We start from the raw sequence: 16,437 nt of genomic DNA, 5'->3' as shown, positions 1-16,437 counted from the left end.
GTGAAGTGAGGGAAATACATGACGGATGTCAAGCTCGAGCACCCTGGCGGGCAGCTGCAGATGCCGGTGCGCGAAGCCGTCGAGGGCCCGGGCGGCATCGACGTCAGCGCCCTCCTGAAGGAGACCGGTTACGTCACCCTCGACCAGGGTTTCGTCAACACCGCCTCCACCACGTCCGCCATCACCTACATCGACGGTGACGCCGGCATCCTGCGCTACCGCGGCTACCCGATCGAGCAGCTGGCCGAGAAGTCGTCCTTCCTCGAGGTCTCGTACCTGCTGATGCACGACGCGCTGCCGACGCCGCAGCAGCTCAAGGACTTCGCCGACAAGATCCGCGTGCACACCCTGCTGCAGGAGGAGATGCGCACGTTCTTCTCCGGCTTCCCTCGCGACGCGCACCCGATGGCCGTGCTGTCCTCGGCCGTCACCGCGCTGTCGACCTTCTACCAGGACGCGCTCGACCCGCTGGACGCCGAGCAGGTCGAGATCTCCGGCATCCGGCTGATGGCGAAGCTTCCGACCATCGCGGCGTACGCCTACAAGAAGTCCATCGGCCACCCGCTGCCGTACCCGGACAACACGCTCGACTACGTCGAGAACTTCCTGCGGATGACCTTCGGCCTGCCCACGGTGAACTACGACGTCGACCCCAAGGTCGCCAAGATCCTGGACATGCTGTTCATCCTGCACGCGGACCACGAGCAGAACTGTTCCACATCCACCGTCCGTCTGGTGGGGTCCGCGCAGGCCAACCTGTTCGCGTCAGTCTCCGCGGGGGTGAACGCGCTGTCCGGCCCGCTGCACGGCGGCGCCAACGCGGCGGTGCTCGAAATGCTCGAGCAGATCCGCAAGGACGGCGGCGACGTCAACTCCTTCGTCACGCGAGTGAAGAACAAGGAGAAGGGCGTCAAGCTCATGGGCTTCGGCCACCGGGTCTACAAGAACTACGACCCGCGGGCCGCCATCGTCAAGAAGGCCGCGCAGGAGATGCTGCAGACCCTCGACAAGCCCGACCCGCTGCTCGAGATCGCGTTCCAGCTCGAGGAGATCGCGCTCAGCGACGACTACTTCGTCTCGCGCAAGCTCTACCCGAACGTGGACTTCTACACGGGCCTGATCTACAAGGCGATGGGCTTCCCCACCAAGATGTTCACCGTGCTGTTCGCGCTGGGCCGCCTGCCCGGCTGGATCGCGCAGTGGGCCGAGATGATGAACGACCCGGCCACCAAGATCGGCCGGCCGCGCCAGCTCTACACCGGCGCCCCCGAGCGGGAGTTCATCGCTATCGACAAGCGCTGACCCAGCTTTCTGTTCAACGCCCCGCCGGTTGCCCGGCGGGGCGTTTTCGTACGATCAGGTCATGGAGACGTTGGAGTTTCAGGCCGAAGCCCGGCAGCTGCTGCAGTTGATGGTTCATTCGATCTATTCGAACAAGGACATCTTCCTGCGAGAGTTGATCTCGAACGCCTCGGACGCGCTGGACAAGCTGCGGCTGGCCACGCTGCAGGACGGTCTCGAGGCGGACGCCTCCGACCTGCACATCGAGCTCGAGGCCGACACCGAGGCGCGGACGCTGACCGTCCGCGACAACGGCATCGGCATGACCCGTGACGAGGTCGTCGAGCTGATCGGCACGATCGCCCGGTCCGGCACCGCCGAGCTGCTCGCCAAGCTGCGCGAGGCCAAGGACAGCCCCGAGCTGATCGGCCAGTTCGGCGTCGGGTTCTACTCGACGTTCATGGTCGCCGAAAAGGTCACGCTGGTGACCCGCAAGGCCGGCACCGAGGGCCACGGCACCCGCTGGGAGTCGACCGGCGAGGGCACGTACTCGATCGACGAGGCGCCCGGCGCGCCGGTCGGCACGAGCGTCACCGTCCACCTGCGCCCCAAGGACGAGGAGGACGCGCTCTACGACTACACCGCCGAATGGAAGATCCGCGAGATCGTCAAGAAGTACTCGGACTTCATCGCGTTCCCGATCCGGATGGGCGACCAGACGCTCAACTCCATGAAGGCGCTCTGGGCGCGGCCGCGCTCCGAGGTGTCCGACGAGGAGTACCACGAGTTCTACCGGCACATCAGCCACGACTGGTCCGAGCCGCTCGAGATCATCAACATGCGGGCCGAGGGCACCTTCGAGTACGAGGCGCTGCTGTTCCTGCCCTCGCGGGCCCCGCACGACCTGTTCCAGCGCGACGCGCGCCACGGGCTGCAGCTGTACGTCAAGCGCGTGTTCATCATGGACGACAGCCGCGAGCTGATCCCCGACTACCTGCGCTTCGTCAAGGGCGTGGTGGACGCGGCCGACCTGTCGCTCAACATCTCGCGCGAGATCCTGCAGCAGGACCGGCACATCCAGATGATCCGCCGCCGGCTGGTCAAGAAGGTGCTGTCCACGATCAAGGACCTGCTGGCCAACAACCCGGAGAAGTACGCGACGTTCTGGCGCGAGTTCGGCCGGGCGGTCAAGGAGGGCCTGCTCAACGACCCCGACAACCAGAAGGCCATCCTGGACGTCGCCACGTTCGCCTCCACCGCGGGCAGCGAGCCGACGACCCTCGCCGCGTACGTGGAGCGGATGAAGGAGGGACAGGAGGAGATCTACTTCCTGACCGGCGAGTCCCGCTCGCAGGTCGAGAACTCGCCGCACATGGAGGCGTTCCAGGCCCAGGGGTACGAGGTGCTGATCCTCACCGACCCGGTCGACGAGATCTGGGTCGAGGCGGTGCCCGACTACGACGGCCGGAAGCTCCAGTCCATCGCGCGCGGCTCGGTCGACCTGCCCAAGGACGCCGAGGAGCCCGAACCCGAGGGCGACTTCGCGCCGCTGCTGACGTTCCTCAAGTCCCGCCTCGAGGAGCAGGTCAAGGACGTACGGCTCTCGCACCGCCTGACGACCTCGCCGGCGTGCCTGGTCAGCGACGCGGACGACATCACCCCGGCGCTGGAGAAGATGTACCGGGCGATGGGGCAGGAGGGCCCGCGGGTCAAGCGGATCCTCGAGCTCAACCCCAACCACCCGCTGGTCGGCGGGCTGCGCGCGGCCCACGAGCAGCGGGCGGACGACCCGGCGCTGCCGGAGACCGCCGAGCTGCTCTACGGGACGGCGCTGCTGGCCGAGGGCGGCGACCTGGAGGACCCGGCCCGCTTCGCCAAGCTGCTCGCCGACCGGCTGGCCCGGACGGTCTAGCGGAAGTCAAGCCGTCCACAGCGCCGAGTTGTCCACAGGCCGCGCCGCAAAGATCCGCCCCCCGCGCCACAATGGCCGACGGGGGTCCCCCGGTGGAGGGTGGGCTCTGTGCGGGCTGCGGACATGATCACAGTGGTCCGAGGTGCTCCAGCCACGAGCGGGGGCCGGGGTGCTGCACGCGCACCCCGGCCACTCGGACGGCCTCGGTGACGGCGGCGTCGAGCGGCGACCCTGCGGCCAGGGCGGCGGCGAGCGCGCCGTGGAAGGCGTCGCCGGCCCCGGCGGTGTCGACGGCCTCGACGGGCGGGACGGCGATCGAGCCCGCGCCGCCGGAGCGGCTGAACCAGGTGACCGGCGCCGCGCCGTGGGTGACGACCACGTGCGGGGCGCCGATGGCGGCGGCGGTCGCGGCGTCGGGGCCGTCGGGGGCGGCGGGGTGGCGGAACGCCGCGGAACAGGCGACGACCTCGGCGTACGGGAAGATGTCCGCGAAGACCGGGCGCCACGAGCCGGCGTCGACCACCAGGCGGCCGGCGGTGCGGGCGGCGGCCGACGCGAGCGCGGGATGGTGGCCGTCGACCAGCGTGAGCGCGGCCTCCGGCAGACCTTCTTCCGGTACGGCGTGAGTGACGTCGGCGGCGTTGCGGCTCACGATGGTGCGCTCGCCGGTGGACTCGTCGACCACCACGGTGGAGACCGGCGGCAGCGCCTCGGTCCCGGCTGCGGCGTCCACCAGGCGTACGCCCCGGTCCTCGAGATTGGAGCGGACGAGGGCGCCCAGCGGGTGGGCGCCGATCGCCGTGACCAGGGTGACCGGCGTGCCCAGCGCCGCGATTGTGACCGCGGCGTTGGCGGCGGGACCGCCCGCCGCGACCTCGACCGACGTGGCTTGCGCCTTCTCGTCGGGGCCGGGCATGCGGGCGACCCGGTAGACGAGGTCGACGGTGGCCAGGCCGACGCAGAGGATCATCGGGTGTGCTCGGCGATCGCCTGCCACTGCGGCGCGGTGAGCGGGAACGGGTTGCTGCCGGCGGGCATGCGCAGGATGGGGGCGTCGCGGAAGCGCTCGTCGGCCCGCAGCGTGTCGCGGGCGACCGGCGGCGTCCCGTGCAGGACGACGGTGATCACGCCGTCGTGCGGGCCCTCGGTGACCGTGCCGACGGCCACCACGCCGCCGTCCCGGCCGCTGTGCCAGAGCACCACGTCGTCGCCGGCCTCGATCCGGTCCTGGTAGCGGCGCACCGTCCAGTCGCCGCTGCCGCAGGCGCCGCGGGCGGGGTTGTGCTGCAGCAGCCAGTGCGCCATCTAGTCGGACAGCTCGCGCAGGAAGACGCCGATGTTGCGGAAGACCTCGGCGAAGCCGTCGCCGATGCTCCGGGCGATGTCGGCCGCCGGGCCCGGGTTCGTGCCGATGTAGAAGATGATCAGTACGAGCACGATCCAGCCGAGCGCCTTCTTCATCTCTCGGCTCCCCTCCGCGCACCGGGCGTCTGCCGTACATGATCGTGGCACGCCCGCGCACGTAATCCGGGGAACTTTCACCCGCGCGCCGCGAACAGGGCCTGCGCGTTGGTCCAGCAGACGGCCGTCAGCCAGTCGGCGCCGAGCTCCAGCCGGGCCAGCGACTCGATCTGATGCTCGTACGGGTAAGGGATGTTGGGGAAGTCGCTGCCCAGCAACACCTTGCCGGCCGTCCCCAGCTCGCGCAGCCGCGGCCGCAGCTCGCGGGGGAACGGCGCCATCTGCTCGAAGAAGTCAGTGAACGCCATGGTGGTGTCGAGCCGGACGTGCTCGTAGCGCTCGGCCAGCTCGAGGAAGCCTGCATACTCGGGGGCCCCCGAGTGCGCGACGATCACGGCCAGCCGCGGGTGGCGGGCGAGCACCTCGCCGATCGGGCCGGGACCGGTGAACCCGGCCGCCACCGGCCCCGAGCCGGCGTGCACGACCACCGGGGCCCGCGCCTCGGCGAGCAGCCCCCACACCGCGTCGAGCTCGGCGGCGCGCGGGTCGAAGCCGCCGACCTGCAGGTGCAGCTTCCAGATGCGCGCGCCGCGCTCGAGGGCGTCACTCGCGTACGCCATCACGCCCGGCTCGGGGAAGAACGTGGCGCTCGGCAGGCAGCCCGGGGTGCGCGCGGCGAAGGCGAGGGTCCAGTCGTTGAGGTCGGCCGCCATGCCGGGCCGGTGGGCGTACGCCAGCGCGCTGAACGTCGTCACGCCCAGGCGCCGCAGCGTGGCGACGCGGTCGGACTCCGAGCCGCGGTAGGTGATCGGCCACGGCCGCCCGATGAGCGGGCCGGCCCGGTCGAAGTGCTCCCACACCCGGCGCTGCATGCGCGGCGGCAGGAAGTGTGTGTGCACGTCGGCGAGCCCCGGCAGCCCGTAGCGCGTCGTCAGCTCGGTCACGTCGCCATCGTACGTCTTGACAGTCGCTATGAACTGACAGCTACTCTCAATTCATGGCTACTTCCACTTCGCGCTGGTACGCGCTCGCCGCACTGGCGCTCAGCACGCTCGCGGTCGGGCTCGACACGACCGTGCTGAGCGTCGCCCTGCCCACCCTCGCCCGCGACCTCGACGCCTCCACCGGCGACCTGCAGTGGTTCACCACCTCCTACCTGCTCGTGCTCGCCGCGGCGCTGCTCCCGGCCGGCCTGCTCGGCGACCGGCTCGGCCGCAAGCGGCTGCTGATCGGCGGGCTGACGCTGTTCGGCGCCGCCTCGGTCGCCTGCGCGTACGCCCAGACCGCCGGCCAGCTCATCGCCGCCCGCGCCGTGCTGGGCCTCGCCGCGGCCGTGATCATGCCGCTGTCCGGGGCCGTGCTCACCGTGCTGTTCGAGGGCCGCGATCGGACCCGCGCGATGTCGATCTGGGTCACCGCCAGCTCGCTGGGCATCCCGCTCGGCCCGCTGCTGGGCGGCTGGCTGCTCGACAACTTCTGGTGGGGCTCGGTCTTCCTGATCAATGTGCCGGTCGTGATGGCCGGCGTGACCGCGCTGGCCGTCTGGCTGCCCTCGTCGCGCGGCGCCCGCGCCCGCATCGACGTCCCCGGCGTCCTGCTCTCCACGGCCGGGCTCGTCGCGGTCACGTACGGGATCATCGAAGCCGGCGATCGCGGCTGGTCGGACGCCCGCTCGCTGACCACCGTCGCCGCCGGGCTCGCGCTGCTGGCGGGCTTCGTGTGGTGGCAGCGCCGCGCCGCCTCCCCGCTCGTCGACCTCGCCCTGTTCCGCAACCGCGCCTTCACCGGCGGCGCCGTGCTCGCCACCGTGGCCGGCTTCGCGATGCTCGGGCTGCTGTTCTCGCTGCCGCAGCTGTTCTCGGCCGTCGGCGGCCACGACGCGTTCGGCTCCGGCCTGCGGCTGCTGCCCGTGATCGGCGGCCTGGTCGTCGGCGCGCGGCTCGCCGATCTGCTCGCCCGGCGGCTGGGCGCCCGCCTGGTGATCGCCGGCGGCCTCGTGCTGATCGCGGCCGCGTCCCTGCTCGGCGCCCGCACCACCGCGCACACCGGCTACGGCTGGACCGCCGTGTGGATCACCCTCTGCGGGGCCGGGCTGGGCCTGACCATGCCGCCCGCGCTGGACGCGGCGCTCGGGGCGCTGACCCCCGAACGCAGCGGCGTGGGCAACGCGCTGCTGCAGGCCATGCGCCAGGTCGGCGGCGCCATCGGCGTGGCCGTGCTGGGCGCCGTGCTCAACTCCGCCTACCGCGGACGGCTCGACGGCGCGCCCGCCGCCGCGCGCGAAAGCGTCACCTCGGGCGTGGCCGTGGCCTCCGGGACCGGCGACGCCGGGCTGCTCGACGCGGTGCGCGGCGCCTTCACGTACGGCATGGACCGCTCGCTGATCGTGGCCGGTGTGCTCGCCCTCGCCGGCGCCGCCCTCGCCCTCGTCGTCATGCCCGCGCGGGCCGCCGAGCCCCAGCCGGAGGTGCTGGCAGAATCGCTGCTATGACCGACGCACCCGCTGCCGCCGCCGGGCTTCGCGAGCGGAAGAAGGCGCGGACCCGCATCGCCATCCGCGACGCCGCGATGCGGTTGTTCACCGAGCAGGGCTACGCGTCCACCACCGTCGAGCAGATCGCCGAGGCGGCCGAGGTCTCGCCCAGCACCTTCTTCCGCTACTTCCCCACCAAGGAGGACGTGGTCGTCGCCGACGACTACGACCCGATGATCCTCGCCGCGATCCGCGCCCAGCCGGCCGGGATGCCGGTGCTCGAGGCGGTGCTGCAGGGCATGCGGCAGGTGTTCGGGAGCCTCACCGAGGACGAATGGGTCAGCGAGAAGCGGCGGCAGGACCTCTTCCGTACGGTCCCGGAGCTCCGCGGTCGCCAACTGCAGGCGATGGTCTCGGCCGTGGACATGCTCGCGGGCGTGATGGCCGAGCGGATGGGCCTGCCCGCCGGGAGCGCGGAGGTCCGGGGGCTCGCGGGGGCGTTCGTGGGGGTGGCGCTGGCGTTTCTGCCGCCCGGGCGGCCGGGGCACTTCGAGGAGGGGGACCTCGATCGGGTGCGGGAGGCGCTGGTGGGGTTGCGGGCGCATTTGGAGCCGTTGGAGGGCTGATCGGGGGTGGGTTGTCGGTCGCTTCTCCAGCCGGTGCCCTGCCAACCCGAGCCTGCCCCCCCAGGGGGCCCCGACCCTAGGACGACGCTATGACCCGCCGACCTTGAGTCCGTCCAGCGGCTGCTACCGCTGACCTCCCCGGTGGCTCAAGCGGCCGAGATCAGCTCGCGGGCCAAGGTGTAGTCGGGCGAGCGGTCGAGGGGTACGCCGCCGTGGTGGTAGCGGCGGGTGGTCGCCGGGTCGGCGCGCCGAGGCCGTCCCGGACGTCTTCCAGGGGAACGCCGGCGTCGCGGGCGAGGGTGGCTTAGGTGCGGCGCAGCAAAAGCGGGCTCATCCTGGTCGTCGGGATGCCGGCGGTGCGCACGTGTCGGCTGAGCCGTATCCGATCAGCGCGACGTCGGCCAGCAGGCCACCGCCGCGCAGCAGCGCCACCCCGTGCGCGGCGGCAACGACCCCGACGCCGGCCACCGCGACACCGAACAGCAGTCCACCGCCGCGCAGCACCGCCACTCCGAACACGGCGGCCGCGACACCAAGCCCGACCACCGCGACACCGGCCAGCGGGCCACCGCCGCGCAGCAGCACCGCCACCCCGACCACGCCGGCCGCGACACCAAGCCCGACAACCGTGGCGCCGGCAGGGAGCAAGCCGGCAGCCTGGAGGCTGGCGGCAAGCAGGACGGTGACGGTCAGCAGGGTGGCCGCGGCCGCGGTAAGGCCACACAGCTGCCCTGGCCCCACATCGAGCCCCTGATTGATGCTCTGCGGAAGCGGATCAGCTGATCCGATCTGTCCACAGGCGCCGAGATCGGCGCTCGAGAAGCCCTAAGCTGTGGGCGGCCGGGAGAGAGCGGCCAGCACCGACCGGGCCGCGCGTTCGGCGTTCAGCACTCGGTCGGTGACCTCGGGGCGCAGGCCGGGCTCGCCGGAGGCCACGTCGTACGCCTCGCGCATGGTCGCCACGAGGAGAGCCAGGCCCCGTGCCCGGGCGGGGTCGCCGGGCAGCGCGGCCGTCGCCGACTCGACCGCGGTGACGGCCTCGTCGAGGTGTCGGCCGGCGGCGCGGTTGCGCACCAGCAGGGCGGCGGCCAGGCCGAGCAGGCTGCCCAGCACGGTTTGCACGAGGCGGTCGCCGATCAGCTCGAGCGGCGGGGTCTCGTGGCCCAGCTCGCCGACCAGCAGGGCCAGCGGGGTGACGGCGAGCATCGCCAGGCCGTAGTTGCGGACGACCAGCAGCTCCGCGACGACCTGGGCCAGCACGATCTCGGCGACCAGCACCCACGGGCCGCCGGGGACGGCGACGGCCGCGCCGGCGATCAGCAGGCCGGCGACGGTGCCGCCGGCGCGCTGGATCGCGCGGTGCAGGGAGAGGCGCAGCGACGCGGCCTGCAGGACGGCCACGGCGGAGACGGCCGCCCAGTAGGGGTGGCCGAGGCCGGTGACGTGGGTGAGCAGGCCCGCGGCGATGCCGGCGGCGAGGGCGCCCACGGCCACGCGGGTGGCTGCCGGCCAGAGCGGTCCGCGCGGGCGTGCTGGCAGGTGGCGCAGCAGGGTGGCGGCCGCGTGGCGTTCGTTGATCTTGCGGGCTTCGATGGGGGTGGCGGCGAGGTGGGGGAGGGGGGCCCGCCGCAGGACATGATCGGCGAGGGCGCGGAGTTCGGCGGCGGCGTGCGGGGTGTGGCCGTGCACGCCGCTGAGTTCGGTCTCGGCGTGGGCGACCAGGACCTCTTCGGGGCGCGGTGGCTGGTCACCGGCGCCGTCCGGGCGGGTGCCGGGGGAGTCGGCGATAGGGCGGATGGGGCGGGCGTCGTCGGCTACGGCGCGCCAGGCGCGTTCTACCGCCAGGGAAGCTGTCTGGCGGGCGGCCACGCCGGCGGGGCCCGCGGGGGCGTCGGCGAGGGCGGCGGCTGAGCGGAGGGCCCGGGCGATGGCGAGGCGGCGGGGGGCGTCGGGGGCGATCAGGAAGCCGGACATGGTGATCAGCCACGCCACGGCGGCCGCGGCGGCGGTGAGCAGGATGGTGCGGGGCACGTCGGCGGGCTCGGTGGGCAGGGCGCTGGTGACGGCGGTGGCGAAGGCGAACATCAGGCCGCCGGGTGGGCCGGTGCGGTAGCGGTTGCACAGCGCGGTGGCGGCGGCGCCGACCAGGGCCACGGCGGCGACGCCGGCGTGCGGGGTGAGGGCGGCCAGCGTGCCGGCGGTGACGGAGAGGACCAGGCCGAGTGCGGCGGCAGCGGTGATGACGGCGCGGCGGGCGTACGGCTCGTCGCGGCCGTAGAGGGCGGTGAACGCGCCGAAGGTGGCGACGCCGGCCCACGAGGTGTGGCCGGTGGCGGCGAGGGCCACGAGCGGGATCGCCACGGCCAGGCCGGCCCGCAGCGCGAAGGCCCAGGTGGCGTCGACCGGGCGGATCCGGGCGGCGGCACGCAGGTCGTCGGGCAGAGTGCGGCGCATGCACCAGCAGCGTACCCACGGTTTGATTGAAGTGTTCTCGCGTTGGGTACGCCGCGGTCATGATCCCCCTCGCCGCCGAGGCCATCACCGACGCCGGTACGTTCCAACTCGTTCTCGCCGCGGTGCTGGGCATCGTGGTCGTCGTGCTGCTCATCGCCTGGGCGAAGTGGCATCCGTTCCTCGCGCTGATCCTCGGCTCGGCCGTGCTGGGCCTGGTGGCGGGGGCGTCGCCGGGCGACACGGTGGACTCGTTCACCACGGGGCTGGGCACCACGGTGGGCAACGTCGGCCTGCTGATCGCGCTCGGCTCGATGATCGGGGCGCTGCTCGCCGAGTCGGGCGGCGCGGACGGCATCGTGAACCGCATCGTCAACCGTTTCACCGGCTCGGCGCTGCCGTGGGCGATGGCCGGCGTGGCGGCGCTGATCGGGCTGCCGCTGTTCTTCGAGGTCGGCGTCGTGCTGCTGGTGCCGATCGTGCTGCTGGTCGCCCGCCGTACGGACATCGGCCTGCTGCGGATCGGCATTCCGGCGCTGGCCGGCCTGTCGGTGCTGCACGGGCTGGTGCCGCCGCACCCGGGCCCGCTGGTGGCGATCGCCAACCTCAATGCCGACCTGGGACTGACGCTGCTGTTCGGGCTGATCTGCGCGATCCCGACGGTCATCGTGGCGGGCCCGCTGTTCGGCAACTGGATCGCCAAGCGGGTGCCGGTGGCGACGCCGGCGCTGCTGGCGGCCGCGACCACCGGGGCCGACCGGCCGGGCGGGTCGGGGCCGGCCGGCGGTCAGGACTTCGTGGACCGCGACGACGTGGCGAACCCCGCGACCGGGCAGCCGGACCGTCCCGTGGACGAGCAGCTGCCCGCGGGACGCCGCAACCCGGGTTTCTGGCCGGCGGTGCTGACGGTGCTGGTGCCGATCGTGCTGATGCTGGCGCGCGGCATCGCGGAGCTGGTGCTCGACGAGGGCAACGGCGTGCGCGGGGCGCTCGAGGTGCTCGGCGAGCCGGTCGTGGCGCTGCTGCTGGGCGTCCTGCTGGCCATGTGGTCGCTGGGCAAGCGGGCCGGCTTCGACCGTCAGCAGACCTCGGCGGTGCTCGGCGGGGCGCTGCCCCCGGTGGCCGGCATCCTGCTGATCGTGGCGGCCGGCGGCGGGTTCAAGCAGGTGCTGGTCGACGCGGGCGTGGGCAACGTGGTCGCGGACGCGGCCCGGGACGCGAACATCAACGCGCTGCTGCTCGGCTGGCTGGTCGCGGTCGGCATCCGGATCGCGACCGGCTCGGCCACCGTCGCGACGATCACCGCGGCGGGCATCGTCTCGCCGCTGGCGGCGACGCTCGACAAGCCGACCGTGGCGCTGCTCGCGCTGGCCATCGGCGCCGGCTCGCTGTTCTTCTCGCACGTCAACGACGCGGGGTTCTGGCTGGTCAAGGAGTACTTCGGGATGACCGTCGGGCAGACGATCAAAACGTGGTCGGTGATGGAGACGATCATCTCGGTGGTGGGCTTCGCCTGCGTGATGCTGCTCAGCCTGGTGGTCTGACCGCCGGCCCCGGGAAGGCGGCGGGCAGCAGAGGCGGCCGAAAAGCGGGTCAGCCGCAGGCGCCGTCGAGCTTCTGGCCGACGGTGGTGAAGTCGCCGTCCAGGTAGGAGCGGGGCTGCGCCGCTCCCGCGGTCAGGTCGTCGCTGACTGCCTGCAGGGCGTCGCGCAGGGCGGGGTCGCTGGTGCGGGCCCGTTCGGCGTCCAGCTGCGCGGCCATGTCCTCGAACGTGCGCCGCAGCGCGGCGTCGCCCGAGGGCAGCGCGGACGCCAGCCGTACGGCGCCCTCGGTCAAGATCTTGTAGGCGGCCGAGCAGACGTACTTGGGCACGCCCGCCGAGGCGGACGGGATCGGCGCGATGCTGATCGGCGGCGGGATGGCGCCCGGCCCGATGTCGATCTCGCAGCCGGCGACCAGCAGGACGGGGAGCAGCGCGAGGAGGCGGCGGCGCGGCACGGCATCTCCTCTCGTCGATGTCGGGAACGGTCGCGAGCCAGCATAGTGGTGAGCGACACCACCCGATCGGTACGCATCCTCGCCGCGGGCGCGTAGTTAACGAGCAATGTGCCGAACATCCGAAAAAGCGTCCGCCGTAGCCTGAGCGCCGCCGTGGCCGGCGGGGTGATCGCGGCCGGTGGCGTCGCGGCCGCCGGGGTCGTGACGTCGCAGCCGGTGTCCTCGCCGTCGTTCAACGGCCCGGTCTACGCGGTGGCCTACCGCGGGTCGACCGTCTATGTGGGCGGCAACTTCACCAGCGCCATCGTGGGCGGCAAGAGCGTTTCCCGTACGCGGCTGGCCGCGCTCGACGCCCGTACCGGAGCGCTTCTCGACTGGCAGCCCACCGCCGACGCCAATGTGCGCGCCCTGGCCGTGGCCGGCGACGTGGTGTACGCGGCCGGCGACTTCGACCACGTCAACGGCACGGCCCGCGACGCGGTCGCCGGGATCGGCGCCGCCGACGGCCGGCTCACCCCGCTGCGGCACGCGGTCACCGGCCAGCCCAACGCGCTCGCCGCGGGCAACGGCCGGCTCTACGTCGGGGGCCGGATCACCGCGGTCGACGGCGTGCCGCGCGGCAACCTCGCGGCCTTCGCGCTGGCGGGCGGCGCGCTCGACCCGTGGGCGCCCACCACCGACGACGTGGTCAACGCCGTCGCGGTCGCCAACCGGCGGGTGTACGTGGGCGGGCGCTTCCACCGCACCAACCGGGTGATGTCGACGCTGCGGCTGGCGGCCGTCGACGCGACCACCGGCGTGCTCGACCCGGCGTTCGTGCCCAAGCCGGTGTCGCAGGTCTTCGGGCTGGCGGCCGACGCGACAGGTGTCTACGCGGCGCTCGGCGGGCAGGGCGGGCGCGCGGTGGCGTACACCCCGGCGGGCGCGACCCGGTGGACGCGGGTCTTCGACGGCGACGCGCAGGCGGTGGCCGTGCTCGACGGCACGACGTACGTCGGAGGGCACTTCGACAAGGCGTGCACGACCACGAACAACGGCGTGCGGGGCGTCTGCACCGACGGCTCGGTGACGCGCGGCAAGCTGGCCGCGATCGACGGCCAGGGCAACCTGCTGCCGTGGGCGCCGCAGGCCAACGGCGTGGTCGGCACGCGCCAGCTCGCGACCAGCGCGGCGCTCGGCTCGATCAGCGCGGTCGGCGACTTCACCACGGTGGGCGCCGTGCCGCGCAAGCGCTACGCGGCCTTCTCCGGGGAGGTGCGCGAGAAGGGGGCGCTGCCCGCGGAGGGCGAGACGCCGAGCGGGCCCGTGGCCTCGTACAACTTCGACTCGACCATCGCGGACGGCACCTTCGACGACGGCTCCGGGCACGAGCACCTGCTGCGCGTGGTCACCCGCAACGGCGGCAAGGTCGCGATGGAGCCGCACGACGCCGGCCAGGCCCTCACCTTCCCGCCGCGCTGCGCGGGCGCGTCGTGCCCGAGGCTGGTGCTGCAGGCCGAGGCCACCGCCGACCTCAACCCCGGCGACAAGCCGATCCGGTACGGCGCGAGCGTGCGCCTGCCCGCCGCCCCCGCCGGCGCGACGGGCCCCGACGGGCAGAACGTGCTGCAGAAGGGGTACGCGGCCGAGGGCGGCCAGTACAAGCTGCAGGTGGACGGCGTCACGGGCAAGCCGAGCTGCGTGCTGACCGACCGCTCGGGCGACATGTCGTACGTGGCCCGCAGCCGCGCGTCGATCGCCGACGACCGCTGGCACACGCTCGAGTGCCGCCGCACCGGCCCGACGCTGGCGATCCTCGTCGACGACCAGGTGGCGGCGACCACGCCCGTGCCGGAGACCCTGTCGATCGACTCGACCCAGCCGTTCAGCCTGGGCGGCAAGGGGGTCGGGGCGAACAACGACCAGTTCCACGGCGCCCTCGACGACGTCTGGATCCACATCGGCTGACAGCGGGGAAGCACCGGGCCGTCGACGCATGTCGGCGGCCCGTTGTGCTTACAGCGAGTGATCGGACCACTCGGGGTCAATGTGGAGAGTTGGGTATCCCACATAAGACAATCCGGGCGCGACCGAGTGATGACCTCGCGCCAGGGGTACTGATAACCTTCGCCCGCCGATCTACGCAGCGTGAGGAGTGGACGCATGGCGAGCTGGATCCTCGTTCCCTGCCTGGTGCGGCTGCGCTCGGAGTTCAACGCGATCGCGCCCGGCCGCGACCGGTCCAGCGACGGCTCGGTCGGGGACACGGCTCACCAGTCCGGCTCGTCCGACCACAACCCCGACGAGACCGGGACCGTGCCGATCCGCGACGCGGACCGCACCAACGAGGTGCACGCGATCGACGTGGACGTCGACCTGCGCACCCCCGGGCTCACGATGGAGAAGGTCGTGCAGTTCCTGCTCGGCCGGTGCCGGTCCGGCGCCGAGAAGCGGTTGCGCTACATCATCTACAACCGGCGCATCTGGTCGGCGAGCAACGGGTGGCGTCAGCAGCGCTACACCGGCGCCAACCCCCACGACCACCACGCGCACTTCTCATCCTCGTACTCATCGAACCTCGAGGCCTCCACGGCTTCCTGGCATCTGGAGGACATCCCCGTGGCACTCACCGCCGACGACAAGAAGTGGATTTCCGCGGAGATCGCCAAGCAGGTCAAGGCGCAGATCGACGACATCTGGGCCTACAACATCGGCCGCGCGACGGGCACGCCGACGCAGCGGGCCGACGGCGCGCTGGTGGCGGCGAACCTGCGGGCCGGCACGATCGCCAACGACCAGGTGCCCAAGCTGGCCGACGCCGTCGAGCAGCTGTCGCAGCAGGTGGCCGAGCTCAAGGCGGCCGTGACCGCCCAGCCGCAGTCCTAGCCCGTCCCGGAGCCGGTTCCCGTGGTGGAGCCGTTCTCCGGGTTGTCGTTGCCGCCGCCGCCCTCGTCGTCGTCACCGCCGGTCGGCGGCTCGGAGCCGTCGCCGCCCGGGGTCTCGGGCGGGGTGGTGGTCGGGGTCGTCGACGTGCTGGTGACCGGGTCGCTGGGAGTCTGCGAGGGCGTCTCCGACGGCCCGTCCGGCGGGGGTGCGGGCCGGGTGGTCGTCCGCGTGGTGGTCGTGGGGGCCGGGCGGGTACGCGTCCTGGTGCTCGTGGGCAGGGGCGCGTCGCCGGTGCCGACCGAGCCCTCGACCGACTGCGAGGGGGTCGTGGTGCCCGGGCTCTCGGTGTCGTCGCGGGTCAGCCCGTAGGCCAGCGCCGCGGCGGCCGCGGCCAGCACCAGCACCCCGGCCATCGCCAGCACGAGCGGGCTGCGTCGCCGGCCGCCCGGCCGGGGCAGCACGTCGGGGGGCACGGCCGGGACGACGGCCGTGGGCGCCGGCGTGGCCGCGTAGCGCGGAGCGGCCAGGATCGCGGTGGTGTCGCCGCCCGACACGGCCCGGTCGGCCGCCGCGGCCATCGCCTCGCCGTCGGCGAAGCGGTCCTGCGGGTCCTTGGCCATCGCGCGCATGACCAGCGCCTGCACGGCGGGCGGCACGTCGGCGGGCAGCGGGGGCGGCGGCTCGTTGAGGTGCTGCATCGCGATGGCGATCGGGTTGTCGCCGGTGAACGGGGCGTGCCCGGCGAGGCAGTGGTAGGCGACCACACCCAGCGCGTAGAGGTCGGCGGGCGGCCCGGTCGGCTCCTTGGAGACCTGCTCGGGAGCGATGTACATGGCCGTGCCCACGACCTCGCGGGCGCCGGTCAGCGTCGACGAGCCGGCCGAGCGGGCCACGCCGAAGTCGACCAGCACCACCGTGCCGTCGGGCTCGATGATCAGGTTGCTGGGCTTGACGTCGCGGTGCACGATGCCGGCCCGGTGGGCGGCCGCCAGCGCGCGGGCGGCCTGGGCCACCACCGACATGGTCTCGGCCGCGCTCAGCCGGCCCCGCTCGGCGATCCGCTGGTTGAGCGGCTCGCCGTCGATGCGGGCCATGACGATGTACGCGTCCGTGCCGCCCGCGGTCTCGCCGAAGTCGTACACGTCCGCGACGCCCGGGTGGTGCAGCGCGGCCATCGACCGCGCCTCGTGCCGGAAGCGCTCCTGGAAGCCGGGGTCGCCGGCCCGGTCGGCGTGCAGCGTCTTGACCGCGACGTCGCGGCCGAGCACCGTGTCGGTGGCCCGCCACACCTCGCCCATGCCGCCGGCCGCGATCCGGTCGTCCAGCCGGTATCGACCGCCGAGGATCTCCCCTGGGGCCGGCATGCCACC

General features: G+C 73.0%; 15 protein-coding genes. 7 read left to right on the top strand and 8 right to left on the bottom strand.

Going from position 1 to position 16,437, the window contains the following annotated elements; all coding sequences use genetic code 11:
- Nucleotides 1–18: 18 nt before the first annotated feature.
- Both ACSNN8_RS22890 and htpG read left to right on the top strand, forming a co-directional pair.
- Nucleotides 19–1,302: a citrate synthase gene (locus tag ACSNN8_RS22890; protein WP_436651325.1), complete on the top strand. Its 1,284-nt coding sequence runs from the start codon at nt 19–21 to the stop codon at nt 1,300–1,302.
- A 61-nt stretch (nt 1,303–1,363) separates the two neighbouring features.
- Nucleotides 1,364–3,193, top strand: coding sequence for a molecular chaperone HtpG (gene htpG, locus ACSNN8_RS22885; RefSeq protein WP_436651324.1), 1,830 nt, complete (start codon nt 1,364–1,366; stop codon nt 3,191–3,193).
- Between the two features lie 127 nt (nt 3,194–3,320).
- On the opposite strand, the gene ACSNN8_RS22880 is transcribed toward htpG, so the two are convergent.
- From ACSNN8_RS22880 to ACSNN8_RS22865, 4 genes are all read right to left on the bottom strand, one after another.
- On the bottom strand, nt 3,321–4,163 hold the full coding sequence (locus ACSNN8_RS22880; protein WP_436651323.1) for a PfkB family carbohydrate kinase: 843 nt from the start codon (nt 4,161–4,163) through the stop codon (nt 3,321–3,323).
- Entirely contained in the window at nt 4,160–4,498 is a 339-nt protein-coding gene (locus tag ACSNN8_RS22875; protein ID WP_436651322.1) for an EVE domain-containing protein, read from the bottom strand. Before ACSNN8_RS22875 ends, ACSNN8_RS22880 begins: the two co-directional genes overlap by 4 nt.
- On the bottom strand, nt 4,499–4,654 hold the full coding sequence (locus ACSNN8_RS22870) for a hypothetical protein (protein WP_436651321.1): 156 nt from the start codon (nt 4,652–4,654) through the stop codon (nt 4,499–4,501).
- 77 nt (nt 4,655–4,731) lie between these two features.
- Nucleotides 4,732–5,628, bottom strand: a complete 897-nt coding sequence (locus tag ACSNN8_RS22865) for an amidohydrolase family protein (RefSeq protein WP_436651972.1) — start codon at nt 5,626–5,628, stop codon at nt 4,732–4,734.
- Nucleotides 5,629–5,651: 23 nt separating this feature from the next.
- Between ACSNN8_RS22865 and ACSNN8_RS22860 the strand changes: the two genes are divergently transcribed.
- Together ACSNN8_RS22860 and ACSNN8_RS22855 are read left to right on the top strand one after the other, a co-directional pair.
- Nucleotides 5,652–7,145 carry an MFS transporter gene (locus tag ACSNN8_RS22860; protein ID WP_436651320.1) on the top strand — a complete coding sequence of 498 codons (1,494 nt, stop codon included), beginning with the start codon at nt 5,652–5,654 and terminating at the stop codon, nt 7,143–7,145.
- The gene (locus ACSNN8_RS22855) at nt 7,142–7,753 is read left to right on the top strand and encodes a TetR family transcriptional regulator (RefSeq protein ID WP_436651319.1); all 612 of its coding nucleotides are present in this window, start codon (nt 7,142–7,144) and stop codon (nt 7,751–7,753) included. The genes ACSNN8_RS22860 and ACSNN8_RS22855 overlap by 4 nt, the downstream gene beginning before the upstream one ends.
- Before the next feature lie 330 nt (nt 7,754–8,083).
- Here ACSNN8_RS22855 and ACSNN8_RS22850 read toward each other — a convergent pair whose 3' ends face one another.
- A complete protein-coding gene (locus ACSNN8_RS22850; RefSeq protein WP_436651318.1) occupies nt 8,084–8,401 on the bottom strand; it encodes a hypothetical protein in 318 nt (105 codons plus the stop codon).
- Nucleotides 8,402–8,578: 177 nt separating this feature from the next.
- Nucleotides 8,579–10,207, bottom strand: a complete 1,629-nt coding sequence (locus ACSNN8_RS22845; protein ID WP_436651317.1) for an FUSC family protein — start codon at nt 10,205–10,207, stop codon at nt 8,579–8,581.
- Nucleotides 10,208–10,266: 59 nt separating this feature from the next.
- Between ACSNN8_RS22845 and ACSNN8_RS22840 the strand changes: the two genes are divergently transcribed.
- A complete protein-coding gene (locus ACSNN8_RS22840) occupies nt 10,267–11,748 on the top strand; it encodes a GntP family permease (RefSeq protein WP_436651316.1) in 1,482 nt (493 codons plus the stop codon).
- Nucleotides 11,749–11,797: 49 nt separating this feature from the next.
- On the opposite strand, the gene ACSNN8_RS22835 is transcribed toward ACSNN8_RS22840, so the two are convergent.
- Nucleotides 11,798–12,202 carry a hypothetical protein gene (locus ACSNN8_RS22835; protein ID WP_436651315.1) on the bottom strand — a complete coding sequence of 135 codons (405 nt, stop codon included), beginning with the start codon at nt 12,200–12,202 and terminating at the stop codon, nt 11,798–11,800.
- A 153-nt stretch (nt 12,203–12,355) separates the two neighbouring features.
- On the opposite strand from ACSNN8_RS22835, the gene ACSNN8_RS22830 reads away from it, so the two are divergent.
- Both ACSNN8_RS22830 and ACSNN8_RS22825 read left to right on the top strand, forming a co-directional pair.
- A complete protein-coding gene (locus ACSNN8_RS22830) occupies nt 12,356–14,149 on the top strand; it encodes a LamG domain-containing protein (protein WP_436651314.1) in 1,794 nt (597 codons plus the stop codon).
- A 195-nt stretch (nt 14,150–14,344) separates the two neighbouring features.
- Complete coding sequence (locus tag ACSNN8_RS22825; protein ID WP_436651313.1) at nt 14,345–15,067, top strand: hypothetical protein; 723 nt, start codon at nt 14,345–14,347, stop codon at nt 15,065–15,067.
- Here the strand turns inward: ACSNN8_RS22825 and ACSNN8_RS22820 are convergent.
- Nucleotides 15,064–16,431: a serine/threonine-protein kinase gene (locus ACSNN8_RS22820; RefSeq protein ID WP_436651312.1), complete on the bottom strand. Its 1,368-nt coding sequence runs from the start codon at nt 16,429–16,431 to the stop codon at nt 15,064–15,066. The two genes, ACSNN8_RS22825 and ACSNN8_RS22820, sit on opposite strands and share 4 nt — an antisense overlap.
- Nucleotides 16,432–16,437: the final 6 nt, after the last annotated feature.

Origin of the sequence: Actinoplanes sp. URMC 104 (genome assembly GCF_051386375.1) — a bacterium.
In the GTDB taxonomy this organism is placed as follows: Bacteria; Actinomycetota; Actinomycetes; order Mycobacteriales; family Micromonosporaceae; genus Actinoplanes.
This window is presented reverse-complemented; position numbering and strand designations above follow the sequence as displayed.

Bases quoted from the DNA above. Each gene is read 5' to 3' on its own strand.
- ACSNN8_RS22825 (WP_436651313.1), top strand. From the start codon at position 14,345: ATGGCGAGCTGGATCCTCGTTCCCTGCCTGGTGCGGCTGCGCTCGGAG.
- ACSNN8_RS22840 (WP_436651316.1), top strand. From the start codon at position 10,267: ATGATCCCCCTCGCCGCCGAGGCCATCACCGACGCCGGTACGTTCCAA.
- ACSNN8_RS22860 (WP_436651320.1), top strand. From the start codon at position 5,652: ATGGCTACTTCCACTTCGCGCTGGTACGCGCTCGCCGCACTGGCGCTC.
- ACSNN8_RS22870 (WP_436651321.1), bottom strand. From the start codon at position 4,654: ATGAAGAAGGCGCTCGGCTGGATCGTGCTCGTACTGATCATCTTCTAC.
- ACSNN8_RS22855 (WP_436651319.1), top strand. From the start codon at position 7,142: ATGACCGACGCACCCGCTGCCGCCGCCGGGCTTCGCGAGCGGAAGAAG.
- ACSNN8_RS22890 (WP_436651325.1), top strand. From the start codon at position 19: ATGACGGATGTCAAGCTCGAGCACCCTGGCGGGCAGCTGCAGATGCCG.
- ACSNN8_RS22875 (WP_436651322.1), bottom strand. From the start codon at position 4,498: ATGGCGCACTGGCTGCTGCAGCACAACCCCGCCCGCGGCGCCTGCGGC.
- ACSNN8_RS22845 (WP_436651317.1), bottom strand. From the start codon at position 10,207: ATGCGCCGCACTCTGCCCGACGACCTGCGTGCCGCCGCCCGGATCCGC.
- ACSNN8_RS22820 (WP_436651312.1), bottom strand. From the start codon at position 16,431: ATGCCGGCCCCAGGGGAGATCCTCGGCGGTCGATACCGGCTGGACGAC.
- htpG (WP_436651324.1), top strand. From the start codon at position 1,364: ATGGAGACGTTGGAGTTTCAGGCCGAAGCCCGGCAGCTGCTGCAGTTG.
- ACSNN8_RS22880 (WP_436651323.1), bottom strand. From the start codon at position 4,163: ATGATCCTCTGCGTCGGCCTGGCCACCGTCGACCTCGTCTACCGGGTC.